We start from the raw sequence: 24,888 nt of genomic DNA, 5'->3' as shown, positions 1-24,888 counted from the left end.
GCCCGATGACCGTCGGCGACATCTTCCACGCGGTACGTCGTTCCTGGCTGTTCGTGCTGCTGTGTACCCTGATCGGCGCTCTCGGGATGTTCGGGATCTCCAAGATCAGTACCCCCACCTACACGGCGTCGGCCAGAGTCTTCGTCTCGGTCGCCGCCAGCCGCGGCGCCTCCGACCTATCCCAGGGAGCGACTTTCGTTCAGTCGCAGGTAGCGTCATACGCCGACCTGGCGACCTCGCCGTACGTGCTGGACCCGGTTGCCAAACGTCTCGGGATCGCCGGAGGAGCGAAAGATCTGACCGGACGGGTCACCGGGTCTTCCTCCAAAGAAACCGTGCTGATCGACATCAAGGCCACAGACCCCGAAGCCCAGCGCAGCTCGACGATCGCCGACGCGATCGCCGACGAGCTAGGAACCGCGGTCAGACAACTCGCCCCTCGCGATGCCGACGGCCGCCCCATGGTGCAAGTGGTCACCGTCTCCCGATCCGGCCCGCCGAGCGCTCCGCAGAGCCCGAAAACCAGCCGTAACACGCTGACCGGTGGGGCCAGCGGTCTACTCATCGGAGTCCTTGCCGCCTGTTTGTGGGGCTTCTACCGTTCGCACGGGGACAAAGAACCAGCAGGTGACGTCCCTGCCAAGGGAAAGATCTCGGCGATCACCTCCGAGCCACCCGTGCCTGCGCCGAAGCACGAGAAGAAATCAGCGTGGCGTCAACGGAAGAAGAACAAGCAGACGCCCCCGGACGTCGACAAGGTCCTGCAGGGCAAAGAAGATCTTTCGCCGAAGGCCGGCAAAACACCCGCAGCTCGTACTCCGGTTCAGACACCTCGGCCTGCGAGCCCGCCGAGCACAGAGGAACAGCCCGACGAGCCGGACACCCGCTCCGAACAGAGCGGGAAGAGAACACCACCGCAGACCGAACAGCCAAAGGTCGCCGAGCAGTCCTCCTCGGCAGCGAAACGCGCAGCACACGTGTCACTGCCGACCCAGCCGATGGCATCCACCAAGCCAACCGTCACTCGAGCAGCCGCCACGCCCGCTGAAGACGACGACCCAGCTCAGAAGCCGCGAGCCGACCTCTTCCGCATCCCGGCTGCTCGTCGACCGAGCAGCAAAATGCCCTCCACCGACGAACCGACCGTCTACATCCCGCCGGTACCCCGCGCAGTCGAACCTTCGGCGCTGAAAGACTCCGAAGAACGGTCCTCCACCGAAGGAGAAAGCCGTGACGGCTGAATCCGAGGATCAAGAGAAAGACCCCGCAGAACAGAACACCCAGAACTCAACCGGCCGGATCTCCCGGCGGGCCGTTCTCCTCGGCGGGGCGAGCCTGACCGGTCTGGCCGGAGCCGGGGTATGGGCCGCAGCCCGCACCTTGCAGTCCCCTCCCGCGCCCGCAGCCGTCGCCACATCCCCGGTGGCCAACGTCGACCAGTGGCGACGTTCTGCACATGGAGCGGTGCATATCGCGCACCGAGGTGTCGCCGCAGTCATCCCTGAGCACAGCCTCGAGGGCTACACCAGGGCTGTCGAGGACGGCGGAACCTGTATGGAAATCTCTACCGTCCTCACCTCCGACCGCATCCTCGTCTGTCAACACGACCTCACCCTGGAACGCACCACCAATGCGACCGGGAAAGTATCGGCTAGAACCAACGCTCAACTGGCCCAAGTGAAAGCAGTGCAACCAGGGCTGGGGCCACGTTGGCAGGGCAATGGCGCCGTCGGCATCGCCACACTTGAAAAAGTGCTCGACGTCGTTTCCGACAAGGCCATCCTCTGCCTGGAAGCCAAGGACGACGCAGGCTTCCCGCTCCTGCTGGAGACCATCCGACGACGTCAACTACAGGACCGAATCTTCATCAAGGTCCCAGTGACCTCGCACCGGATCGAAGAGGCCAGCAAAGCAGGACTCCCCGTTTTCGCCTACTACGGCACCGTCGAAGGACTCACCCCCGAGAGCGTGCAACAGGCTGCAGCGAAACTCTCCAGGCACCGAGATGTCCTCGTCCTGCCAGCCCGCACCATCGAAGGAGCCCGGACCCCCGAAGCGCCCCTGGCCGCCGCAGTACGCACTGGTATCCCGGTCTGGGTACACCCGGTCCACCGGCGCAGCGACATCGACTACTTCCGTGCCCGCATGGTTCAAGGCTTCATCTCCTCCCACGTCGGCTACACCTCCGGGACAGTTCCCGTGAGGAAAACAGTGGCCTGGGGTGAGGGCATGCTCGGGCCGGGCGACCTCGTGCTCGACCCTTACGCGGAAGCCGACCGTCTCGAATGGCCCGACCCTGGAACAGTACGGCTGCGTTCCCGCCAGAAAGCCGCCTCCCTTCTCCTGGGCAGCCTGTGCCCGATCGCTTCGACAGAAGGCAGCTACCGGGTCGAGTTCGACGTCAGGTTCGACAAAGCAGCCTCGAACACCTCCACGAGCCCCGGTTTCGTCCTGGCCTTCTGCCACCTCGATGACCGCTACTACGACCACGAGGGCGGCGTCGGCGATGGCTACCACGCCACACTCTCCCCCTCAGGGCAGCTCGCCATCGGCGCGCACCACCACGGCAAGAAGGAGTCCGACCAGTTGACAGCCGATGTCGCCGGATCAGACCAACGGTGGGGCCGTTGGGCCCGGATGCGACTGGAAGTCAGTCCCGGCAGCATCCGCTGGGGATTCGCTGACGGCGCAGGTGTACAGACCACAGACACGCGCTGGCGGGGTGGATACCTGCATGTCGGGCGCACCGCAGGCGCTCCCGCAGTCAGCATCCGTTCCGTGGCGGTCTCGTGACCGAGCAGGGAGAAACGGCCCCTACGCCGTCGAAGACAACAGCCCTCGGCAGAGCCGCCATGAGAGGGGCCGCCACCAGCCTGGGCGGACAGATCCTGCGGGTCCTGATCCAGACCGGCAGCATCGTGATCCTCGCCCGCCTGCTACAACCCTCCGAATACGGCCTGATCGCCATGGTCATGGTGATCATCGGCGTCGGCGAGATCTTCCGCGACTTCGGACTCAGCTCAGCCGCCGTCCAAGCACCGACCCTGTCCGACGACGAACGGGACGCCCTGTTCTGGATCAACACCGGGCTGGGCGTCCTCCTGGCAGTGCTCCTCGCCGTCGCAGCACCATTGGTCGCCTTGCTCTTCGACGAGCCAGCACTGACCGGGATCTGCCAGGTCCTGGCACTCACCTTCGTGTTCAACGGAGCAGCTACCCAGTACCGGGCCGGGCTGACGCGAGAACTGCGCTTCGGGGCCCTGGTCGTCGTCGACGTCGCGGCCCAAATCGGCGGGGTTGCCACGGCAATCTCACTGGCCGCCGCAGGATGTGGCGTGTGGGCCTTGGCGATTCAACAGGTCGCCACCGGTGCGGTGATGATGGCTGCACTCCTGGCCACCGCACGCTGGCTGCCAGGACGCCCCCGCCGGGGCACCGACGTACGCTCCTTCATGACCTTCGGCTGGTACCTGGTAGCCAGCCAACTCGTGGGATACGCGGCGAACAACGCCGACACTTTCGTCATCGGTCTGCGCCTGGGAAAAGACCCCCTAGGCCTCTACAACCGGGCCTTCCAACTCCTCATGCAGTCGTACAACCTGGTACGCGTCCCGATCACCAGGGTCGCCGTACCGGTCTTCGCCCGCCTGCAGGACGACGAGATCGCCTACCGTCGATTCCTGGCCCGCGGCCAACTCTGCCTCGGATACACGCTGGTCGTGGCGCTCGCATGGGTGGCCGGAGCCGCAGAGCCAGTCGTGGCCCTCCTCCTCGGCCCCGACTGGTCACAGGTCGCACCCCTGCTGGCCTGGCTGGCGATCGCCGCCGCCTTCGACACCCTGGCCTTCGTCGGCTACTGGGTCTACGTGTCCCAGGGATTGACCCGTGACCTGATGCGATTCACCTTCGTCGCCTCCGCGATCAAGATCACCTGCGTCGTCACAGGCTCGTGGTTCGGCCTCGTGGGAGTAGCCGCCGGGTATGCGCTGGCACCCGCAGTGACCTGGCCGGTGTCCTTGTGGTGGATGGGGCGATGCGCCGGTGTCGTCGTGGACGACCTCTACCTGGGCGCACTGCGGATCATCGTGATCGCCGCTCTGTCAGGTGGTGCGGCATGGGTGGCGGTAACCCTGACTTCCGGATGGTGGTCCGTGGCCCAGATCCTGGCCGGCGGACTGGCCGGTGCCGCTGCGGTCATGGTGGCGGCGCTCGCGGTTCGTCGGGTCCGTATGGATATCGGCGAAGTTCGTTCCGCTGTGGCTCTGATCCGCCGATGAGGTCGAGGAAGACGATGGGCCGGTCGGCGGGGCTGGCGGTCCGAGCAGGAAGGACGATGTGATGCGCGGGATCATTCTGGCCGGGGGGACAGGGTCGCGTCTGCACCCCATCACCCAGGGGGTGAGTAAACAGCTCGTTCCCGTGTACGACAAGCCGATGATCTATTACCCGTTGTCGACATTGATCCTGGCGGGTATCCGGGACATTCTCGTCATCACGACTCCGCACGACTCGGAGAGCTTCGCTCGGCTCCTCGGCGACGGTTCCCGGTTCGGGATCTCGATCACCTACGCACAGCAGCCCGAACCCAAAGGTCTGGCGCAGGCCTTCACCATCGGGGCGGATTTCCTCGACGGACACCCGGCGGCTCTTGTCTTGGGCGACAACATCTTCTACGGGCAGGGCTTGGGAACTCATCTCAGCCTGGCCGAGCAGATCGACGGAGCGTTGATCTTCGCCTACTGGGTGGCCCACCCCAGTTCGTACGGTGTCGTGGAGTTCGACAGTGACGGTCGCGCGATCTCCTTGGAGGAGAAACCTGTCCAGCCTCGTAGTCACTATGCGATTCCTGGCCTGTACTTCTACGACAACGATGTCGTGGAGATCGCCCGCCACCTACGTCCTTCGGCGAGAGGCGAGTTGGAGATCACCGACATCAACCGGACCTATCTGGAGCAGGGACGACTCAAAGTGGTGACCCTGCCTCGGGGGACGGCCTGGCTGGACACCGGGACCTTCGCCGATCTCAACGACGCCGGTGACTTCGTCCGGACCATTCAAGCCAGACAGGGTCTTCAGGTCGGCTGCCCAGAGGAAGCCGCCTGGCGGCGCGGCTTCCTCGATGACACCGGCTTGGAGGAACGCGCCGAACTGCTGCGTAAGTCCGGATACGGCGAATATCTGATGCAACTGTTGGCCCGCGGAGACAAGGTCGGTGTTCCTGGGGAATGAATGAGACGTCTGCACCGGTTCGGTGCGCCACCGGTCAAGAGATCCGCGTGGTCGTGGCCGTGCCGACCTACCGGCGCAATGATCACCTGACCGAGCTGCTGCCGCTGCTGGTCGAACAGATCCGGGATCTCGACGAGGGAACGACCGGGCGGGTTCTGATCATCGACAACGACCCGGACCGGGGTGCTGCGCCCGTGGTGGAAGCGGCAGCTCTCCCCGGAGTCACCTATGTCTCCGAACCGACTCCAGGGATCGCCTCGGCACGCAACCGAGCGTTGGCAGCGAGCGCGGACGATGACGTGTTGGCATTCATCGACGACGACGAACGTCCGCATCCGTTCTGGCTGGCGTTGATGGTGCGGACTTGGCTGTCCACCGGGGCGGCTGCGGTGGCGGGCCGGGTGTTGGCCGATTATCCGGACGACCTGGATCCCTGGGTTCTGACCGGTGGTTTCTTCGAGCGTCGCACGTGGCCCACCGGGACGCTGGTGCAGGCTGCGCCGACGTCGAATCTGCTGGTGGATCTGGGAGTGGTTCGTCGGATGGGGCTGGTCTTCGACGTCCGTACGGGGATGACCGGTGGCGAGGACACCTTGTTCACCCGGACGTTGACCGCTGCAGGCGAACAGATCGTGTATTGCGAGGAAGCTGCGGTCGTCGACCAGGTGCCGGGGTCGCGGGCGAACCGTCGGTGGGTGTTGACTCGCGCGTTCAGCCACGGGAACTCGACCGGGCTCTTGGACACGGGTTTCCCGGGTGGTTCGGTTTCGCCGGTCCGTCGGGTGCAGGTGGGTGCAGGGGGCCTGGTTCGTGGCGTTGTCGGGACGGCTCGGGCTTGCGCAGGTTTCGTCTGCCGTCGCCCGGAGCATCAGGCCAAGGGTCTGCGTTTGGCCGCGAGGGGGTTGGGGATCGCCGTCGGGGCTTCAGGTCGAGTCTTCCTGGAGTATGCGCGTCCGCTGCCGGATGGCACGGTGCGCAGGATGGTGCCGGTGTCTGTTCTGGAGAAGTCCGTGCCTGAGAGCACGGATCATGCTGGGGGAGCCGCGTAGTCCATGGGCATTCCTCCGGTCAGGACGGCCGGGCGGGCGTAGGTGAGGACCCCGTATTCGGAGTCGACCTCGTCGAGTACGCCGGGGATGTCCTGAGCCGGCCCGTCCAGGCTGGGGAGAGTGAGCAGCTCGTGTGCTGTCCGTGCCAGTGAGAGCCGGGCGGTGCCGGCGGTGCCTTCGGTGTGTCGTCGCGCGATGAGGGCGAGGGTTGCGGCTGCTGCTCCGTATCCGGTGGCCTGGTTGAGGGCTTGTACCGGCAGGGTCCCTGGTTCGCGGGGCGCGGGTCGCCAGACGAGGGTGGAGCCGGTGCCGTCCACATCGGACGGTTCTTCGGTGCTGTGTACGGGGCGGGAGTACAGCTGGGCTATTCCGGTCGCCGCTTGGACGATCGTGTCGGAGCCGCCTTCGTGTTGCCACGGACCGCTGTCTCCCCAAGCGGTGATGTCGACGACGGCCAGGTGGGGGTGTCGTCGGGCGATAGCGGTGCTGTCGAGGGCGGAACTGGCGTCTCGGCGTCGGTATCCGGAGCTGATGACGGCGTCGGCTTCGGAGAAGATCTCGTCGAGTCTGGACCGTCCGGAGTCGGAGTTCAGGTCGATTTCCGCGGTGCGTTTGCCGAATCCGGTGTCGAGTTGCCGACCGGTCGGTGCTTCCTGGTTCGGGGGGACGACGCGGAGGACGTCGGCGCCGAGCAAGGCCAGGAGCTGAGCTGCGGCTGGTCCCAGTGTGAGGTCGGTCAGGTCGATGATCCGTATTCCGGGGAGCCCGGGAGGCCGGGGTGGTTCAGGGGTGTGGGTGGGGGAGGGGCTCGGCACGGTGAAGTCGATCCAGGGGCGCGCACTGACGACCCGGCCCGGTTCTGAGGCCAGCCATTCCTGGGGCGTGCGTACAGCGGCTGCTGTGCCGCCGTATTCCCGGATGAGATGTTCGGCTTGTTGCGCGGTCATCGTTCGGGCCAGGGATTCGGGGCTGTCGGTGTGGAGGCATTTTGCCAGCGGGCAGATGTGTCCAGGTCGGCTGTCGTGTGCGCGTAACCATCCGTCGTGGCAGGGGAAGAATTTGGTGGCGTGTGCGGTGGAGCGCAGGCTGCGTCCGTCGACGCGTAGGTGTTCTTGGGAGGCGGTCCAGGTGCCGAGTTGGTGGGCGTCGACCGCGAACTGGTCGTGTCCGAGGAGGTTGTTGGCCGCGGTGAGTGCTGCTTGGAGTGCGCCGAGGAGGAGCCCTTCGACGTCGAGGGGGCCGACCCACCACACGCGGGGGCCGAGGATGGGCGCGATGTGGGCGCGCGCGATATTGCCGCTGACCGGCGACAAGTGGCGGTGTAGCGCGGGGGCGGCTGTTGTGGGCTGTGCAAGGGCAGCCTTCATGGGCTCAGGTTGTCAGGTATTGAGGGGCTGGGGTAGATCTGCACGGACGTCCGTCCGTCCGGCGGGTGGACGGCGCTGTGACCGGTCGGTGGGCGACCGCCCGTCTCAAGGTGTCGGGGTGGGGTGTCGAGCATGCGCTCCATCTGCGGGAAGTACATCCGTGGTTTAGGTGAAATACCTTGAGCAAGTAGGAGAAACGCCTAGAATCGGGTGATGCGCGTAGTGGTCACGGGTGGCTGCGGGTACATCGGATCGCACACGGTGCTGCACCTTGTCGAGGCGGGGCATCGGGTCATCGTCGTCGACGATTTTTCGAATTCATCGCCCTTGGTGGTGCCTCGACTCGAGGAGCTTGCGCACTGCCCGATCACCGTGCACCGGTTCAGCGTGGAGGACCGGGAGCGCACGATGGATCTTTTCGCGGACGAGCAGGTGGATGCTGTCGTCCACTTCGCCGGCTTCAAAGCGGTCGGTGAATCGTCTGAACAGCCGATTGCTTACTATCGGAACAATATTGGTAGCACCTTGTCGTTGGTGGCGGCGATGGATGCCCACGACGTACATCGGCTGGTCTTCTCCTCCTCGGCCACGGTCTACGGAGAGGGTGCGGCCCCTCCGATGGCCGAGGACATGCCCACCGGGGCGACCAATCCGTACGGGTGGACGAAGGTGATGATCGAGCAGATCCTCCGGGATGTCGCGGCCACTGACGAACGGTGGCGGATCGCTCTGCTGCGGTATTTCAACCCGGTCGGCGCGCACCCGTCGGGGCGGATCGGTGAAGACCCCTCGGGTACGCCGAACAACCTGCTCCCCTTCATCTCCCAGGTGGCGGTCGGACGCAGGGAGAAGTTACGTGTCTTCGGCGGGGACTATCCCACTCCGGACGGTACCGGTGTCCGTGACTACATCCATGTCGATGATCTGGCCGTGGGGCATGTGGCAGCCTTGGACGCCCTTGAGCGGACGGAGGCGCGGGTCAACACGTGGAATCTCGGCACTGGACGAGGTACCAGCGTGTTGGAGCTCCTGCAGGCCTTCGAACGGGCTTGTGGGCGTGAGATCCCCTACGAGCTGGTGGATCGACGTGTCGGTGACCTCGCGGAGACCTACGCCGACCCCAGCCGTGCGCAGCGTGATCTGGGCTGGCAGGCGACCCGCACCATCGACGACATCTGCGAGTCCTCCTGGCGTTGGCAGTCTGCTAACCCACAGGGCTATCAGGAGTGAGCATTGGTGAATGTCGTGATCCGCTCGCTCATCGACGGGGCCCCTCGCCGTCGTCGAGGGCGACGGTGACGCTGATGCTGTATTGGTCTCCGCGGTAGCGGTGGTCGCCGCATTCGATGATCTGGTGGTCGGCGTCGTAGGCGCTGCGCCACATCGTCAGCAGCGGGTCGGCCCTGGTGAGGTCGAGCAGTTTGCGTTCTGCGCCGGTCGCATTCCGGGCGCCGAAGGTCTGTTCGGCCGTGTGGGGAGCCAGTTTCTCGGCGCGCAGGATCGAGTAGAGGCCGTCCTGTTCAAGACGTTCAGGGGTGAGCGCAGGCAGCACCGGGCTGTCCGGGGGGAGCCAGTTCTCCAGGATGGCCAGGGGGATGTCTCCGACAGAACGTAACCGGGTGATGTGGATGAGTGGGGCACGCAAGGGCAGACCCAGAGCGACTGCTGCTTGATGGTGCACAGCCCCTTCTTCGAGGGTGAGCAGCTTCGTGCGGGGCGAGCGGTGTTCTGCGCTGAGGTCGTCGTAGAGGCTGTTGAGTTCGGCTTGCTGACGTACTTTCCCGGTGGCGACGACGGTGCCGACCCCGCGACGACGGACGAGGAGTTCCTTGTCGACGAGGACAGCGATGGCGCGACGGACAGTGGGGCGGGAGAGATGCAGACGCCGAGCGAGGTCGATTTCGGTCTCCAACAGCGAGCCGGGAGCGAGTTCGCCGTTGTCGATGCCGGTGAGCAGCTGTCTGGCGAGTTGGAGATAGAGGGGCTGCGTGCTGGTGCGATCGATGTGGATGGGGAGCGGCACGGTCACGCGGCCACAGTAGTGCCGGTGGACAGGGTGGGCGTTCAGGGGCGGGCGTGTCCTCGGTCGGGTACTTCGGCGTGTCGCGGCGGTCAGTGGATGCCGACGACCATCCATTCCTCGCGGGCGGCTCGGTGATGGAGGGCGAGTGCGCGCACGGCCATGAAGACGAGGAAAGCGACCCAGAGTGTGGCAGTGGCGATGTCCAGGCCGAGACCGGTCAGCGTGGTGGACCAGTGGTGGATGGCGACGGCGAGTGGTGCGTAACCGACCAGGAGAAGCGTCTGAGTCCGAGCCAACCAGATGCTGTCACCGGCACCGATCAGGATGCCGTCGAGGACGAAGGCCAGCCCGGCGAGGGGCTGCCCCAGTGCGATGACGATCAGGGCGGTGCTGATGGCGGTGTGGACGGCGGGGTCGCTGGTGAACAGCGCGGGTAAGAGCCGGTGAAGGGCGAGGAGGACTGCGCCGAGGGCGATGCCGACCAGGACACCCCAGCGGGAGATGAGGGTGGTGGTGGTTCGGGTTGCTGTCCGGTCGCCTGCGCCGAGGGAGCGTCCAGTGAGGGCTTGGCCGGCGATGGCGAGGGAGTCCAGGGCGAACATGAGGAAGGCCCAGATGCTGGTGGTCACTTGATAGGCGGCCAGGGGGATATCGCCGAGTGCGACGGCGGCCCAGGTGGTCAGCAGGAGGACCCCGCGTAGGGAGAGGGTGCGGACGAGGAGCGGCATTCCGTTGGCGGCGGCGCGCAGGACTCCTCGGGGGTGGGGTCTCAGGGGTGCGTGGTGGTGTCGGGCGTGGTGTGCGACGACAGCGAGCATGCCGATGGCCATGCCGTTCTCGGCGATGGCCGTTCCCCAGGCTGAGCCGGCGATCCCCAGGCCGAGGCCGTAGACGAACCACAGGTTGAGCAGAGCGTTGGTGATGAATCCGAGGGTGGTGGCGATCAAGGGGGTGCGGGTGTCCTGGAGCCCGCGCAGAATGCCTGCCGCAGCGAGGACGAGGAGCATGCCGGGCAGCCCGAGGGCGCTGATGCGCAAATAGGTGGCGGCTTCGTGGAGGACCGCCGGTGAGGGGTTGAACAGCTGGCACAGCGGCTCGGCGGCGAGGGCGACGGTGGCGCTGGTGAGGAGCCCCAGGACGAGGGCGAGCCAGATGCCGTCGAGGCCTGCACCGAGGGCCGCGCGGGTGTCTTTCGCGCCGAGCATGCGGGAGACCAGCGCGGTGGTTCCATAGGCCAGGAAGACGAAGACGCCTGCTGCGGTAGAGAGCACGGCTCCTGCGATACCGAGCCCGGCGAGGGGTGTGGTGCCGAGGTGTCCGACGATGGCTGAGTCGGCCAGCCGGAAGAGTGGTTCGGCGATCAGGGTGAAGAAGGCCGGCAGCGCGAGGGCGATGACCGCTCTGTGAGGGGTCTTCTCGGTGGGCGCGTCGGCATTCACCGGTGAAGTCTATGTGGGTGATCCGGCAAGGCGGGGTGAGGAGCCAGCGTGTTCTGCCACCAGGAAAATTTCATTGGTGAATGATGTTTGCGCATATCGGGAGCGTTGTACGCATTGCTGTCGACAAGTGGATGCTCGATTTCCCGTGGAGCAGTCTTCCTGCTGTGGTGATCCATGTTCTGTCGGTGCTACTACCGGCGAGTTATCCCCAAGAAGGCTGTGAGCTGGACATTTGACGTGTTCTTGACCCAAGAGGGCAAAGGCCCAGCGTGTGAGTGTGGGAAGTGGCCTGCGGTGACTCTTTCGGCTGGTCCGCGCAGGAGGGTAAGCCGGTTGTCCACAGCTGTATCCACAGCGTGATGGGGATATCTGTCATGGAGCTAAACAGGCGGCCGTTCAGTTTCGTCCCTGAGTCGTCCCGGTGCGGCTCTCTCTCGAATGGCAAGATTATTCATCTCAGATAGCTGGCTTGAGGTCGACCTTTTTTGTTCAACAGCCTACTTCTCGTATACATGCCGGTCAGTGGCTCGAGCAGTGGCGGATTGCCGCACTTGTCCCCAGCTTCATCCACACCTTGCGGGCGTTCTCCACCGATCTGAACCTACTTATCCCCAAGTTGTCCACAGCGTTACCCACAGGTGTTCTTGAGTGCAGGTGTGTTATCGCCCTAGCGTGTCTTGTCCGCACCTTCAAACAGGCGTGACGCTTTCGTGTCGATCAGTGCCATCGCCCGTGGCTCCCGCGTGAAAACGCAGGTCACAGCGTTGTCGGTCGGCCGAAAGAGACTGAGACACAAGAAGTCTCGAATGTGTGCCCATCAGTGGACGACCAAGGGGAAAGGAGCGTGGTTCAGCGGTATGTCGCTTTCTGAACTCGAGGAACAGTTCGCCTCGTCCAGCGGCGGCCCGGACGACCGGATGCCACCCCAGGATGTCCACGCCGAGCAATCCGTCCTCGGCGGGATGCTCCTCTCCAAGGACGCCATCGCGGACTGTGTGGAGACCCTCCGCGGAACCGACTTCTACCGTCCGGCCCATGAGCTCATCTATGACGCGGTTCTCGACCTGTACGGTCGTGGCGAACCGGCCGACGCGATCACCGTCGCCGATGAGCTGACCAAACGGGGCGAGCTCACCCGGATCGGTGGGCAGTCCTATTTGCACCAGCTCATCTCCTCGGTGCCCACGGCGGCCAACGCCGGGTATTACGCCCAGATCGTCGCTGAGCGGGCCACCTTGCGTCGCCTGGTCGACGCCGGCACCCGCATCGTGCAGATGGGCTACGGGCAGGGTGGAGGGGACGTCGAAGAGATCGTCAATGCTGCTCAGGCCGAGGTCTACGCCGTCGCCGACAAGCGTGGCTCGGAGGACTACCACCTGCTGCGCGACCTCCTGGAGCCCACCTACGACGAGATCGAGGCCGCCGGGGGTGCTTCCGGTGACATGGCCGGAGTACCTACGGGATTCGCTGAACTCGACGAACTCACCAACGGGTTGCACGCCGGTCAGATGATCGTCATCGCTGCTCGCCCGGCAGTCGGAAAGTCCACTCTGGCGCTGGACTTCGTGCGGGCGGCTGCGATCAAGCACAAGCAGGCCGCCGTCATCTTCTCCCTGGAGATGAGCCGTTCGGAGATCACGATGCGTCTGATCTCCGCCGAAGCCGGCATCAACCTGTCCAAGGTCCGCCGAGGAAAACTCGAGGACCGGGACTGGGAGAAACTCGCCCGGCTCGCCTCGGACTTCGACACCGCACCCCTGTTCATCGACGACTCACCGAACATGTCGCTGATGGAGATCCGCGCGAAATGCCGTCGGCTCAAGCAACGCAACAACCTCAAACTCATCGTGATCGACTATCTGCAGCTGATGAGCTCCGGCAAACGGGTCGAGAGCCGCCAGCAGGAAGTCTCCGAATTCTCCCGTGCGTTGAAGCTGCTGGCCAAGGAGCTGGAAGTGCCGGTCATCGCGCTTTCCCAGCTGAACCGTGGGCCGGAACAACGCACCGACAAAAAACCCCAGGTCAGTGACTTGCGTGAGTCGGGTTGTCTGACCGGCGACACCAGAGTGCTGCGGGCCGACACCGGCGCCGAGGTCTCCATCGCCGAACTGGTGGTCTCCGGCGCCCGTGACATCCCGGTCTGGGCCTTGGACGAGTCCCTGCGTTACGTGCCGCGTCTGATGACCCATGCCTTCCCCACGGGGGCGCGGCCGGTCTTCCGGCTGACGACCGCTTCCGGGCGGACGGTCCGCGCCACGGAGAACCACCCTTTCCTGACCTTCGACGGCTGGCAGGCCTTGGGCGATCTACGGGCGGGTCAGCGCCTTGCGGTTCCTCGCCACATCTCGGCGCCGACACGGTGCGATGACAGCTGGCAGGACGAAGACGTCGCGGCGGCCGCTCAACTGTGCGCCTTTTCGCCGGATGCGGTGATCCCGCAGGCGGTCTTCCACCTGCCGAAACGTCAGATCGCACTCTTCCTGCGCGCTTTCTTCACTGTTGCCGGTGGGGTGATGCTCCCGGAGGATCACGCAGGCGGTCAGATCTTCTGTTTCGCCACCAACCGGGGGCTGCTCGACCGGGTGACTCTCCTGCTGTGCCGTTTCGGGATCACCGGACAGCTCGTCGGCGACGAGACCGGGTGGATGCTCGACATCGTCGACGTCGACTGCCAGCGCCGGTTCCTCCAGGAGATCGGTATCGACGGCGATGCCGCTGTCGACGCTTTGCGACTGCTGGACATCGTGCGGGAATCGACTGCAGTGACCACTGAAGTGGTGACGGCGGACGCTTTGGTGACCGAGATGGTGGGGGCTCCTGGCACAGAGGCCCCGGCCATGGACGCCGCAGACACCGGGGAGATCCGGGCGGTGAAACTCGCTGAGGCGGAGACGACGTCCGGGGCGGTCTCCCACGGAGCCTGGGGCCGGGTCGCGACGGCGCTGGCCGGCGGTGGGCAGGACGACGAGGCGCTGCCCCAGATCGCGGCCTGCCTCGACGGCGACGGGCTCGACCTGGAAGCCGTGAACGACGTCATGTGGGACGTGGTGGAATCGATCGAGCTGGACGGAGTCGAAGAGGTGTACGACGCCACCGTCCTCGGGGCGCACAACTTCATCGCCGACGGCATCGCCGTCCACAACTCCATCGAGCAGGACGCCGACATGGTGATGCTGCTGCACCGCGAATCCATGTACGAGCAGGACTCCCCCCGCGAGGGCGAAGCCGACATCATCGTCGCCAAGCACCGTAACGGCCCCACCAAGACGATCACCGTCGCCTTCCAGGGCCACTACAGCCGCTTCACCAATATGGCGACCAACTACTGATAGTTGTCGAGATGCAGCGAAGTTCGCACAAACACACTTGGTATGCGGCATAAACGCGCCTGTGGTTCGCCGCAACTCCGCGTCGGACGGTGACCCTGTCCTTCCCATGACGTCCGATCTGTTCAAGACGACCGCCTTCGCCCGTTAGTACTGTGCGGTCATGGCGACTTGGGACGACATCACGGCGGCTGTGGGACTTTCGTTGAACGGGAACCGGGATCGAGACAGGCCAGCGCTGAAGGAGTGCTGGGACCAGACGGTCGAGAGTGACCACGCCCAACGCTGCGTCATCGCCCACTACCTCGCCGACCTCGAGCCGGACCTCGACGCCGAGGTCGCCTGGGACGAGCAGGCGCTGGCCAACCACGCCCATGTCGCCGACACGGATCTCGCAGCAGTCGGGATTGCTCATGCCCGAGGCATGGCACCGAGCCTGCACCTCAACCTCGGCGACGGATACCTGCGCCAAGGACGCCTCGAGGACGCGCGGACCCAGCTCGAGCAAGGATTGGCACACCAGGATGCACTCGGCGACGACGGCTACGGCGCATTGATCCGCAAGGGCCTGCAGGGCCTGTCCGCTCGACTCGATGCGGCCAGCAAGGCGGCAAACGGCTAGGTCAGCTGGGCATGCTCAGGGTCAGGCCAGGGCGGAGCAGACGCCCGAGATACGGGCTCGATCAGCGAGAACGTCGACCTCGATGCGGCTGTGGCGACCCATCTCTACGCCTTGGTCGATGATGAGGCGGTCGCCCTCGCCTAGCTCGCCCTGCGCGCGCAGGTAACCGACGAAGGCAGCCGCGGCCGACCCGGTGGCGGGGTCCTCGACGACGCCGCCGAGGGGGAACGGGTTACGCGACCGCCAGGTGCCCTCACCGGTGCGCGCGACGATCTGGATCGTCTGCCAGTTGAATTCCCTGGATACCGCTTGGAGGCGGTTGAAGTCATAGCTGAAGTGCGCGAGCTGGCCGACGGACCGGGCGACGAGGACGGGGTGCTGGTTGCCGCACACCCCCACCCCGGGGCGCCAGGAGGCGTCGAGCGCGGCGCTGTCCCAGCCGAGACAGTCGAGCAAGATCGCGAGCCGATCCTGGGGGAGGTCAAGGGTGCCGGTGGGTGGGCTGTCGAAGCTGCCCCGGGGGCCATCGCTGGTCCGGGCGGCTTCGATGATGACGGGGCCCGCCGCGATCTGCGCCGTGTAGGTGCCGATGCCGACGTGCTCTGCCAGGGCAGCGGCGGTGGCGATCGTGGCGTGGCCGCAGAAGGTGACTTCTTCCAAGGGCGAGAAATATCGGAGGGGGAAGCTCCCGTTGTCGTCGATCGGGCCAGTGACGAAGGCTGTCTCGCTGTAGCCCACCTCTGCGGCGACCGCCAGCATCTCCTTCGACGACAATCCGGCGGCGTCCATCACGACGCCGGCCGGGTTGCCGAGGCTGGGATCAGTGGCGAACGCGGTGTAGCGGACCACTTCGACGCTGGCTGGCATGTCGGACTCCTCGGGGTCGACCTGGCAAGTCCGCCCCCTGGCGGGCGGCGCAGAACAGGCGCACATGCTCGCACGGCTCGCGCTGCCGTTCGGATGCGGGGCGTACGGGCGTGCAGCCCGGAACGGTAGACAGCATTCTGAATCTCGGCCATTTCGTTGATCAGGTGGGTTGTTCTTGGACGTTGATGGCTCCTCTGGTGTCGGCAACGTTAAGTAGTTGGTTCTTGTTGAGGGTATGGGTGGCAGTCTTGGGTGCCCAAGACTGGGAGGACGCCGTACTCACTGGGGCAAGGGGATGTTTCACATCACGGAACGCTCGTCGGCATGAAATCTCCAGCTCACTGAACGGTATTGCGGCTAGGCGCGTCTGATTTGCATGAGCGTCGTGGCGAAGGCAACGCTGAAACAGATCAGAAGCGTCACGATGCTGAAGCGCACCATGTGGCTGAACTGGGCCCATATCTCAGTCACGACGAACGCCGTGATCACTGATAGGACGATTTCTTGGCTTCGTCCCCGACCGTTGCTCGCAGCAGGATGGCGTCTCATGGCCAGTGCGCCGACGAGAGCTCCGAGGGTGGCAACTGCGAGGAAGGCAACTGCTTCGACGATGACCTTGGTCCAGTCCACTTCGATCCCTTTCTTCACAGGTACCTTCAGTCCGAATGTCGGTCCTCCGAGCCTGCTAGTGACGCCATGGCATCCAAATCCAGCCACTCATCGCAGGCCAACCGCACGCTGTCCTGGTGGGTAGCGATCACCACCACGGCTCCGTCGTCGGCGAGTTCGCGCAACAGACTCACCACGACTTCACCGCTCTTCTCGTCCAGCGCTCCGGTCGGCTCGTCCGCGAGAACAAGAGTTGGTTGCTTCGCCAGGACACGAGCCATGGCCACTCTTTGCTGCTCGCCTCCGCTCAGCTGATACACCGGCCTCGAGCCGATGTCTTCGAGCCCGACACGCGCGAGTTGCCGAGGAAACTTCTTTCGCGCCCACGGCCATGGGGGCGTCACCGCGAAACCGATATTGGTATCCGCCGATTCGTTGTCGACGAGTGCGTAGTCCTGAAAAAGGTAGCCCAGGTCACGACGGCGCAGCAGGCGACGGCGGCGCTCACTCAGCGTGCACAGGTCTTCGCCTTTCCACCAGATCGAACCGGACGACGGGTGGTCGATGGCACCGAGGCAATTCAAGAGGGTGGTCTTGCCCGTGCCGCTTCTCCCCGTGATCGCCGCCATCGTGCCGGGCGCGACCGAGAAGGAAAGGTCCGACCAGAGTGACCGCTCTCCAAATGATTTGCAGAGGCCTTCGACATTCAACATTGATGCCTCTTCCACGAAGCAGGGTCTTGGGTGAGGTTCACGCTGCCGACCGCTTCATCACGAGTCGGCGCTGAGTCATGTAAAGCACCGAATACTGAACAGCGAAGACCAAGGCAAGAACAGCGACCACAGTCGCGAAGCGCAGCGTGGGGGCACCCAACGCAAGTGCCCCGAGGGTCGTCAACTGATCCACGGTTGCTGCTTCGGTGGGGCGTGCAGCCCACAACACCGCAACAAGGCTCACAGCATCCAAGATGACAAGTAACGGCCACATCTCTCTGAATGGGCGCCCCGACAGGCCCTGGATTGCGATCCGTTGCTTATTCTGCCGAGAGTACATCAGCGCTATTGCGATAGCGGACAAGGGTAACAAGAATGCATAAACACCCAGTTCGAAGAAGCCTCGGTACAGGCCAGCCTCCCAGAGTGGAATTTCCTGCTCCAGCCCAACCTTCAGGGACCTGTATTCCGCGACCCCACTGTGGAAAGCAGGGGCCACTGATGTGATGTGGTCGATGTCAGAAGTTTTCAAGAGCATGCGCCCTCCACCCCCGAAGACGAAATCCTCACCCAGCTCGAATTGCGACGGGAAGACGACGATGATCGGATCGGTCGCATTGACCAGGGAGCCCATCGCGCACGGGCTGGTGGAGCCGCGCTGGATTTCGAACTCACGCACGGGCACAGCGGTAGTCACCCAGCCGTCCACATGACCCAAGCTGCCATTTGAAAACAGGAGATTGCTGATATAGGCGCGTATGTTCTCTTTCAGCTCTGTGGGTGTGCCTTCCGGAAAAAGGACGGACATCTCTGAATCAGGGAGGTCCCGCTCGGGATCCATCTGTCGGCCATCGACGAATCGCCTCGGAAAGTCCGCGAGATAGGCGCCATTGGCTTCGAGAACCAGAGCGGTGTCCTGGGAGCGAAGTTCTATCCCGGATCGATCGGCGGGCTGGTAGTAGAGGGACGGCTGGCATCGCGTCAACAGGAGTTCCCCGCTTCGGAACAGTGGTGTCAGCTGGGCGGCGGCCTGGCGAGCCACGGCCTTGTCGTCGGTAGCACCGGTGTTCACCCCGTACGAGCTGTAGGCGTCAAGACTGCCCATGTTTTGCAGGAGAGATCTTCCGGCAGCAATCTTGCCGGCGCTGACAGCCAGACTCAACGACAGGACGCCGACGGCAAGGATAGCCATGGATCGAGCGATATAGACCAGGAATATCGAAGGACCGAACCGGAGTTTGCCGTTGATCGCCTCCACGACGCTGGTCAGGGAGAGCAGGTAATGCCCCAAGAGAAGCCCGGTGATGGCAGTCATCGACAGCCCCACAGTGAGGACGGCGAAGAAGACCGTGAAATACACGAAGAAATGACCTTGCCACAGTAGCCAGAAGACAGCTAAGGCAACGAGCTCGACAACCGCGAACCCAGCTCCGATGTGAACCACCCAGGTCAAACAATGAGCAACAGCCACCTGCGGGCGAGACTTCCCGTGCAACACATGGACTCCCACCTCCTTGCTCCGGGCCAACGTATGACCTGCCGCGAGAAAGAAGAGCAGGAGCACGACAGCGGATAGAGCAGGAAGAAAGAGAATGCGGAACTGCGCCAGCCACACGCGCGGACCGTTGAGTTCCTGGATGCCGACTCGCCATCCCAGCGCCTCGAAATGGTTCCTTGCCACACCTGCTGCGCGGTGTGAATCAGGCCCGATGAACGCCAAGCTCGATACGCCCACTTCGTAGTCCCTCAAGGACTCCGGATGCTCCTTGAGCGACAGCACCCGCGTGACACAAGGCGCCCTCAGACATGGGTAGCCGTCACGCAGCCACTGATCAAAGGTCGAGCCGCTGTGTGCCGGAAAGCCAACGATTTTCCCAGGATCTGCAGGTGTTCCGGTTGCCACGACATCCACGTTGAACTGCTCGGACCACCGCGACATCTCCTCCGCGGGCCACGCTTTTCCTATCAGCTCCGCAGGACGGTCAGCCGCACCGTAGAGCGCTAAATCGAGCCCTAAATAAGGGTCCCTGGCACCATTCCAGAGAACGGCGAAGGCCATGTAGAGCGCCGTTACCAACACGATGATCTTTGCAAGCCGCGCCATTGCTGCCTAACTGGTACGCCGGAATACTGACACACCGGAGTGAGCTGCCCGGAGAACCGGGAAGCTCACTCCGACATTGCTCTAGCAGTTGCGATAATAGGCAGCTCGTGACTTTGTCACATTGCTGAGGTACGAGTTGGCCCAAGTATTAGCGGGTTTGCAGTAGGAATCGTCCTTCAAGCCGACCCCCTGGGGGGTCGTGCCGAAGACCGATGAGCCATGGTTGAGGTCGAGCTGCTTGTACTTTGACCAGACGGTTGTGTCGCTATAGCCGTGGTCCCAGAAACCTCGACAGTTCAAGCCCAGCCAGTTGCATTCGACATTGTCGACTCGAGCAAACGCTGGCGTGGCGGTGGCACCCAGGCCAAGCGCAAGCATGCAAGCGGCTAAAAGCGTGCTTGATCGACGAGTAGTTGCTGATTTCATATTCGCCACTTCGATCGATCGGTCACCCCCATGGTGCCCATGGCCTGAATAAACGCCCAATTTCCGCAGAAGTCAAGTATATGTCGAGCGTCTTGCGTAAAAGTTTACCCCGATTTTTTCATCGATTTTCGGTATCGGCGTATGAGCGGCTACTTCTTGCTCGCGCGAAAGTTGGAGGCGAACGAGACCAGCATGCCGATCATCAGGAGACCTAAGGCGGGCAGGAGAGTCCACTGGTCCAGACGTCCTGGAGGGTTCCATCCAGCTTTTCTGGCCATGAGTGAGCCAAGAATCCAAGCAGCTGCTGCGGCTGTGCCCAGGTAGAGAGGACCCCTTTGCCGAAGGGTTGTCCTCCCTTGCGGAAAGGTTTGGGCGTAGTCCTCGGGGGCCCCGAAGTGTTGTCGAGGATCATCTCCAGCGTCAGTCACCTCGCGTACGTCGGCCAGCGTTTCTTCTATCACCCGCTCTGGGACTGCCCGGATGCGTAGGTGAACCGCTAGCTCCTGCTCGTAGCTCATCGTTTCTCCTCTCCTGGAGACCCCTGACTAAGACCAGACAGCACCTCGATGGCCGAGCGGGACTCGGCTATCCCCGCAGGCGTGATGGAGACCATGCGCCGAGCCGGCCCTGCGCTCCCCGCATCCCAACTGGATGTCACCAGGCCCGCGCTCTCCAGCCTCCGCAGCATCGGATAGAAGGTTCCTCCGCGAACGACACCGAGCCCTGAACTTTCGATTCGGCTCATGAGCTCATACCCGTGGCTCGGGCCCTGTCGCAGTAAGAGCAGCACAAGCAACGGATGCAAGCCGCGGTGAAAGCCCTCCTCGGCCGCCCTTTTGCTATCCATGCAACTAGTCTATAAGCAGAATAGTCGATATATCGACTATTGATGTCGTGAATGCTCATCGAGTTGCCGCCGGGGGGCAACCCGATGATCGGAGCCTTGACCAGGGATGGCGAGGGTTAAGTCTCCGATCGGAGGCCATGTTCTCGGCACGGCCGAGGAACCTTCCCCGCCCGTCCATGACAGCCACTAATTGACACCGGAGTACTCTCGGCAACGGAGAAGGACCGCTGGGGCGAAGCCCGCCTCGAAGGAACCGCGCACCGAGCGGGGAGAGGTCGCCATCTCGGGGTGAGTCCCCAAATAGGTATGTTCATCGCAGTCTCACGACACTAGCCCGGATGTTTCATCAGGGCGCGGCGTCGGTGTAGTCGGCGCCGTTGCCGTTGTTGTGGGGTGAATTCTGGCAGGTGGGTACGACAGTGGCCGGGATGTCGCTGCCGGTGGGCGTCGTTTTCCACGAACGAGGGTGTCTCGGGGTTGGTAGGGGTTGGTTGAGTGCGCTGGTCAAGGCGGTGACAGTGCGCTCAGGTTGGTCCACGCGGTGGTGAACAGCCCGGCCCATGGGGCGGTGTTCTTGATGTGGAGGACCCGTTGCCGGGCGGTGCGCGCGAGGGTGGCGGCGATGGTGAACAGGCGGTGGCGCAGGGTCTTGGGTTCCCACCGGCGCGCGTCGTGCCCGGTCAGGGCGAGCATGGCCATCCACGCCAGGAGATCGTTCGCGAGCTGCACGATCAGGAGCCAGACGCGGTTCTGCGCGAAGCCTTGCAGGGGCAGGTTGGTCAAGCCGGTGTCTTTGGCGATCCGGATGCGGTCTTCGCAGCGGGCCCGGCGGCGGTGGCGCAGCTCCAGGTCAGCCAGTTGCCCGCGGGTGGTGTTGGTGACGAACGCGGTCAACCGGTAGCCGGCGACGTCATCGAAGCGCAGTTGCGCGCCGGGGTGGGGCCGTTCCCGGCGCACGATGATCCGCATCCCCGGTGGGTAGCCTTTCAGCTTGCCGGCGCCGGTGAGCAGGTCGGTGAACTCGGCTACGTCAGCACCCTCGCGTACGGCGCCGTCGGCGTTGTACGCGCCCTGCCACACCTGCTCGGGAATCAGGTTGTACAACTCGGGGGTGTTCGCGGGCAGGGTCCAGCCGATGGAGTACGACAGGCCGCGGCGGTGCAGGAACCCCAACAGCTTCCGAGTGCCCCCGGCGCCGTCAGTGCGGATCAACACCTTCCTGCCAGGCCGGGACGCATCGGTGTCGGGCAGTGCGGCCAGGACCGCCTTGATGACATGTTCATGGTCGGCGGCCGTGTTCGAGCCGGCGTTCCCCGGGCGCAGCAACATCGCCAACGCCTCCCCGCTCCCCTTGGGACCGTGGTCGACGAAGGCGCACAGTGGGTGGAACCCGTAGCCACGTTTAAAGGTTGGCGCGGCCTGCTCCTTCTCGGAGTGGGCCCTCACCAACGTGGCGTCCAGGTCGATGACCAGCGGATTCGCGGCGTCGATGCCGTGGTTCGGGGCGTGCCGCCCGGCCAGCGCCCACACATGGGCGCGAGCTACCGCCCGCGCACCTGCAACGGCCTTCTCGACCCTAGCCACGTCGGCGGCCAGCGCGGCGATGGTGCGGCAGATCGTGGCGTCCGAGGCGACCGGCCCGTACACCCCCGGTTCGGCCCGCAACAGGGCCGCGTCCCGGCAGGTGTCCCCACCCAACGCCAGTGACATCCCCAGATCCAGCAGGACCTTAGCCGGGTCGTGCCTGGCCAACGGCTTCCGCCACGGAAGCAGTGCCTGACTCAACGCCCGGTCCAGACCCGATACGCGCGCCGTCTTTGTCAACAGGACCCCACCGGCCTGAGCGACCGCTGGCACCGCCGCGGTGTCGACCCGGACATGGGGGTAGAGCCCGCTACGCTTACTCACCTGGGAAGTGCCCTTCTGATCCTGCGGATACTGACGTCGAAATCAACATCCTTGCAGGTCAAGGGCACTTCTCATGTCACGGCACGCTCAACACCACGAAATCTCCGGGCTAGCGCTGTTGTCCGGATGCTTTCCCGACTCACGGAACCTGTTCTGGCGGTTGGACCCCTTGATTGCCCGACATCTACGTTGACCGCCGTCAGACGGACAACGTCGCAGGTCTGATGCCGAGTGGGCACTTCTGCACGAGCCGCGGACCTCGCTGGGTCTCGCACCACCTCGCCCGATCGAGGCGAGAGCGCACGGTACTGGGCGTAGCGGTAGGCCAATTCGGCTGCAGCTCGACAGCCTCGTACATTGACCCGCACCGCCGAAAACGTAGCAGTGAATCCCACCTTCTTCAGAGATCTCTGACACCAACGGTCGCGAATGTCGTCGTGCGGCCAGGTTGTTAGGCCGTCGAGCCTGGGGCGCTGATCCGGCCTTGCGCGATGTCAGGCGACGGGAGCCTTGGGAGTCACGGTGAGCTGTCCACCGAGGGCATCGATGACCTTGGCGACGGTCTGGAACGACGGGTTCCCCGTCGTACTGAGCGACTTGTAGAGCGATTCGCGGCCGACGCTGGCGGCGCGGGCGATCTCGGTCATGCCCTTGGCCTTGGCGATGTCGCCGAGGGCGGCCTGGAGAAGGGCGGGGTCGCCACTGCGGGCAGCCTCGTCGAGGTAGGCGAGCATGTCCTCGGTGGTCTCGAGGTAGTCGCTGGCGTCCCAGCGGCTGATTGTCACTGCCATGACTGGTCCTCTCGGATCTGGGCGGCCAACTCCTTGGCCTTGGCGATGTCGTGCGGTTGGGTCGACTTGTCGCCCCCGATGAGGAGGAGGACGACGGTTTGCTCGTGCTGCGAGTAGTAGACGCGATAGCCAGGGCCGAAGTGGAACCGCATCTCGAACACCTGCTCGCCGACGGGCTGGAGATCTCCGACGAGGCGGTCTTCGAGCTGGCAGCGCCGCAGTGCGAGGTTGATCCGGGCCTTGGCCTGGACATCCTTGAGCTTGCGGAACCACTTGTCGTAGTCGCCGGTCGTCAGGATCTTCACATCGCAAGTGTATCCCAGGGGATACGCACTCGTTGAGTGCTAGGTGTTGCGGGGTAGGAGGTTATTGACGGTGGTCGTGGGCGGGTAGACGAACGGGCAGGCTCCTTGTGGCGACAGGATGGAGGTGTCGAAGTCGTCCATCACGTGGAGTCAGCCGAAGGAATCTGCCCTGTGTCGCGCAGTAATGCCCCGCTGATTCTTGGAGGCCGCTGCCGGTTGGTGCGGCGCTGCCAGTGCCGTCCGATCAGCCATGTCGCCGCCGAGATGGGCATCTCCCGGGCGTGCGCGTCGAAGTGGCGTCAAGCCGGTCGCGGACTTCGACAAGGCCAGCATCTCCCGGGCGTGCGCGTCGAAGTGGCTTAACCGGTGGCGCCGCTATGGCGACGCCGGGCTGCGTGATCGGCCCAGCACCCCGCATTCGTCGCGGTCCGCGACGCCGCCCGAGGTGGTCCTGCTGATCGAAGCGTGGCGTCGGGAGAAGAAGTGGACCGCGACGCGGATCACCCACGAGCTGGGCGAACGCGGCATCCGCATCAACCGGCGCACCGTGACCCGCTACTTGACCCGGTTGGGCATCGGTCGGCGCGAGTTCCTCGACCCCGACGGCGGCGGGTGGCGCGTCCACGGCCGCGACAGCGAGCAACACCGTGCTGTCGAACGAGCCAAGGAGTTCAACCACGTCATCGGCAAGGCCACCCGGCATCAGTACACCCGTGCGTACGCGCCACGGCACAACGGCAAGGTCGAGCGGTACAACCGGATCCTGGCCGAGGAACTCCTCTACGCCCGCCGCTACACCAGCAAGGCCCACCGCGCCGCCGCAGTCGCCGTGTAGAACATCCACGACAACGACCATCGGCCCCACAGCGCCGCCGACCACCAGCCACCCGCGTGCACGCCACTGTCACCAACGTCCTGCCCAGTTACAACTAGTTCTGCCAAGCTTCCTGGCCGGATTTGGGAAGCGTCTCCCGATTCCGGCTCGACCCGAGCAGCGGTTTCGGAGAGGATCTCCGTGGTCCGCCGCGTCCACGGCCACATTGACACATCTCCGGCCTAGGGCAGCCGCAGCCGCGCGCGCCCGCTACCGGCAGTTCGCAGTCTCTTTCAACGGCCACCAGCAACGCCTTTGCCAAACGGGCCTGACATCACAGGGTGGATGATCGGTCAGCCGGGAGCCTGGACGAATTGACGGCCTGTAGCAGAGTGCGCCCAGTGCAATCACGAGGCATTTCTCGCCGTCGGGTGCGAACCTGAAAGCTG

Annotated in this window: 20 protein-coding genes and 1 pseudogene; 9 read left to right on the top strand and 12 right to left on the bottom strand. The window is 64.4% G+C overall.

The genetic code is table 11. The annotated features are described in order from the left end of the window. The first annotated feature begins 5 nt into the window (after positions 1-5). The 5 genes from DX923_RS15760 (at position 6) to DX923_RS15740 (ending at position 6,278) form a co-directional block, all read left to right on the top strand. A complete protein-coding gene (locus DX923_RS15760; RefSeq protein WP_116116024.1) occupies positions 6-1,241 on the top strand; it encodes a Wzz/FepE/Etk N-terminal domain-containing protein in 1,236 nt (411 codons plus the stop codon). Beyond that, complete coding sequence (locus DX923_RS15755) at positions 1,231-2,793, top strand: glycerophosphodiester phosphodiesterase (RefSeq protein ID WP_116116023.1); 1,563 nt, start codon at positions 1,231-1,233, stop codon at positions 2,791-2,793. Before DX923_RS15760 ends, DX923_RS15755 begins: the two co-directional genes overlap by 11 nt. A gap of 59 nt (positions 2,794-2,852) precedes the next feature. Continuing rightward, the gene (locus tag DX923_RS15750) at positions 2,853-4,277 is read left to right on the top strand and encodes a lipopolysaccharide biosynthesis protein (protein WP_240322671.1); all 1,425 of its coding nucleotides are present in this window, start codon (positions 2,853-2,855) and stop codon (positions 4,275-4,277) included. 61 nt (positions 4,278-4,338) lie between these two features. Further along, positions 4,339-5,229, top strand: coding sequence for a glucose-1-phosphate thymidylyltransferase RfbA (gene rfbA, locus DX923_RS15745; RefSeq protein ID WP_116116021.1), 891 nt, complete (start codon positions 4,339-4,341; stop codon positions 5,227-5,229). Further along, positions 5,226-6,278, top strand: a complete 1,053-nt coding sequence (locus tag DX923_RS15740) for a glycosyltransferase family 2 protein (protein ID WP_116116020.1) — start codon at positions 5,226-5,228, stop codon at positions 6,276-6,278. Before rfbA ends, DX923_RS15740 begins: the two co-directional genes overlap by 4 nt. Here the strand turns inward: DX923_RS15740 and DX923_RS15735 are convergent. Then, the gene (locus tag DX923_RS15735; protein WP_116116019.1) at positions 6,257-7,645 is read right to left on the bottom strand and encodes a CoA transferase; all 1,389 of its coding nucleotides are present in this window, start codon (positions 7,643-7,645) and stop codon (positions 6,257-6,259) included. The genes DX923_RS15740 and DX923_RS15735 overlap by 22 nt on opposite strands. Positions 7,646-7,858: 213 nt before the next feature. Between DX923_RS15735 and galE the strand changes: the two genes are divergently transcribed. After that, positions 7,859-8,875, top strand: coding sequence for a UDP-glucose 4-epimerase GalE (gene galE / locus DX923_RS15730; protein ID WP_116116018.1), 1,017 nt, complete (start codon positions 7,859-7,861; stop codon positions 8,873-8,875). Between the two features lie 28 nt (positions 8,876-8,903). On the opposite strand, the gene DX923_RS15725 is transcribed toward galE, so the two are convergent. Together DX923_RS15725 and DX923_RS15720 are read right to left on the bottom strand one after the other, a co-directional pair. Continuing rightward, positions 8,904-9,674 (bottom strand): GntR family transcriptional regulator, encoded by a 771-nt coding sequence (locus DX923_RS15725; protein WP_116116017.1) that lies wholly within the window; start codon positions 9,672-9,674, stop codon positions 8,904-8,906. Positions 9,675-9,757: 83 nt separating this feature from the next. Next, a complete protein-coding gene (locus DX923_RS15720) occupies positions 9,758-11,107 on the bottom strand; it encodes an MATE family efflux transporter (protein ID WP_116116016.1) in 1,350 nt (449 codons plus the stop codon). Between the two features lie 857 nt (positions 11,108-11,964). Between DX923_RS15720 and dnaB the strand changes: the two genes are divergently transcribed. After that, complete coding sequence (gene dnaB / locus DX923_RS15715) at positions 11,965-14,436, top strand: replicative DNA helicase (protein WP_116116389.1); 2,472 nt, start codon at positions 11,965-11,967, stop codon at positions 14,434-14,436. 160 nt (positions 14,437-14,596) lie between these two features. Next, positions 14,597-15,055: a hypothetical protein gene (locus tag DX923_RS15710; RefSeq protein WP_116116015.1), complete on the top strand. Its 459-nt coding sequence runs from the start codon at positions 14,597-14,599 to the stop codon at positions 15,053-15,055. Between the two features lie 21 nt (positions 15,056-15,076). Here DX923_RS15710 and DX923_RS15705 read toward each other — a convergent pair whose 3' ends face one another. From DX923_RS15705 to DX923_RS15665, 9 genes are all read right to left on the bottom strand, one after another. Continuing rightward, on the bottom strand, positions 15,077-15,922 hold the full coding sequence (locus tag DX923_RS15705) for a PhzF family phenazine biosynthesis protein (RefSeq protein WP_116116014.1): 846 nt from the start codon (positions 15,920-15,922) through the stop codon (positions 15,077-15,079). A gap of 357 nt (positions 15,923-16,279) precedes the next feature. Then, on the bottom strand, positions 16,280-16,570 hold the full coding sequence (locus DX923_RS15700) for a hypothetical protein (protein WP_116116013.1): 291 nt from the start codon (positions 16,568-16,570) through the stop codon (positions 16,280-16,282). Between the two features lie 8 nt (positions 16,571-16,578). Then, positions 16,579-17,244 (bottom strand): ABC transporter ATP-binding protein, encoded by a 666-nt coding sequence (locus DX923_RS15695; protein WP_116116012.1) that lies wholly within the window; start codon positions 17,242-17,244, stop codon positions 16,579-16,581. A 37-nt stretch (positions 17,245-17,281) separates the two neighbouring features. Continuing rightward, complete coding sequence (locus tag DX923_RS15690) at positions 17,282-19,348, bottom strand: hypothetical protein (RefSeq protein WP_116116011.1); 2,067 nt, start codon at positions 19,346-19,348, stop codon at positions 17,282-17,284. A gap of 940 nt (positions 19,349-20,288) precedes the next feature. Further along, positions 20,289-20,519, bottom strand: a complete 231-nt coding sequence (locus DX923_RS17240; protein ID WP_430732284.1) for a PadR family transcriptional regulator — start codon at positions 20,517-20,519, stop codon at positions 20,289-20,291. A 448-nt stretch (positions 20,520-20,967) separates the two neighbouring features. Next, positions 20,968-21,129, bottom strand: coding sequence for a hypothetical protein (locus tag DX923_RS16430; protein ID WP_162872817.1), 162 nt, complete (start codon positions 21,127-21,129; stop codon positions 20,968-20,970). Next, a complete protein-coding gene (locus tag DX923_RS15675; protein ID WP_116113446.1) occupies positions 21,126-22,529 on the bottom strand; it encodes an IS1380 family transposase in 1,404 nt (467 codons plus the stop codon). The genes DX923_RS16430 and DX923_RS15675 overlap by 4 nt, the downstream gene beginning before the upstream one ends. A gap of 494 nt (positions 22,530-23,023) precedes the next feature. Then, a complete protein-coding gene (locus tag DX923_RS15670) occupies positions 23,024-23,320 on the bottom strand; it encodes an addiction module antidote protein (protein ID WP_116116008.1) in 297 nt (98 codons plus the stop codon). Further along, positions 23,311-23,625 carry a type II toxin-antitoxin system RelE/ParE family toxin gene (locus DX923_RS15665; RefSeq protein ID WP_116116007.1) on the bottom strand — a complete coding sequence of 105 codons (315 nt, stop codon included), beginning with the start codon at positions 23,623-23,625 and terminating at the stop codon, positions 23,311-23,313. Before DX923_RS15665 ends, DX923_RS15670 begins: the two co-directional genes overlap by 10 nt. Before the next feature lie 171 nt (positions 23,626-23,796). Between DX923_RS15665 and DX923_RS15660 the strand changes: the two are divergent. Next, a pseudogene (locus DX923_RS15660) lies at positions 23,797-24,558 on the top strand (helix-turn-helix domain-containing protein). The last annotated feature ends 330 nt before the right edge of the window (positions 24,559-24,888 follow it).

Origin of the sequence: Austwickia chelonae (assembly GCF_003391095.1) — a bacterium.
Taxonomy (GTDB): domain Bacteria; phylum Actinomycetota; class Actinomycetes; order Actinomycetales; family Dermatophilaceae; genus Austwickia; species Austwickia chelonae_A.
Note: the sequence above shows the minus strand (reverse complement) of the source record. Positions and strands in the feature narration are given on the sequence as shown.

What these genes read in the sequence shown, in the direction of transcription:
- DX923_RS15750 (WP_240322671.1), top strand. Translation starts at nt 2,853, where the DNA reads ATGAGAGGGGCCGCCACCAGCCTGGGCGGACAGATCCTGCGGGTCCTG.
- galE (WP_116116018.1), top strand. Translation starts at nt 7,859, where the DNA reads ATGCGCGTAGTGGTCACGGGTGGCTGCGGGTACATCGGATCGCACACG.
- DX923_RS15670 (WP_116116008.1), bottom strand. Translation starts at nt 23,320, where the DNA reads ATGGCAGTGACAATCAGCCGCTGGGACGCCAGCGACTACCTCGAGACC.
- DX923_RS15740 (WP_116116020.1), top strand. Translation starts at nt 5,226, where the DNA reads ATGAATGAGACGTCTGCACCGGTTCGGTGCGCCACCGGTCAAGAGATC.
- rfbA (WP_116116021.1), top strand. Translation starts at nt 4,339, where the DNA reads ATGCGCGGGATCATTCTGGCCGGGGGGACAGGGTCGCGTCTGCACCCC.
- DX923_RS15760 (WP_116116024.1), top strand. Translation starts at nt 6, where the DNA reads ATGACCGTCGGCGACATCTTCCACGCGGTACGTCGTTCCTGGCTGTTC.
- dnaB (WP_116116389.1), top strand. Translation starts at nt 11,965, where the DNA reads ATGTCGCTTTCTGAACTCGAGGAACAGTTCGCCTCGTCCAGCGGCGGC.
- DX923_RS15695 (WP_116116012.1), bottom strand. Translation starts at nt 17,244, where the DNA reads ATGTTGAATGTCGAAGGCCTCTGCAAATCATTTGGAGAGCGGTCACTC.
- DX923_RS15710 (WP_116116015.1), top strand. Translation starts at nt 14,597, where the DNA reads ATGGCGACTTGGGACGACATCACGGCGGCTGTGGGACTTTCGTTGAAC.
- DX923_RS17240 (WP_430732284.1), bottom strand. Translation starts at nt 20,519, where the DNA reads ATGAGCCGAATCGAAAGTTCAGGGCTCGGTGTCGTTCGCGGAGGAACC.
- DX923_RS15735 (WP_116116019.1), bottom strand. Translation starts at nt 7,645, where the DNA reads ATGAAGGCTGCCCTTGCACAGCCCACAACAGCCGCCCCCGCGCTACAC.
- DX923_RS15705 (WP_116116014.1), bottom strand. Translation starts at nt 15,922, where the DNA reads ATGCCAGCCAGCGTCGAAGTGGTCCGCTACACCGCGTTCGCCACTGAT.
- DX923_RS15690 (WP_116116011.1), bottom strand. Translation starts at nt 19,348, where the DNA reads ATGGCGCGGCTTGCAAAGATCATCGTGTTGGTAACGGCGCTCTACATG.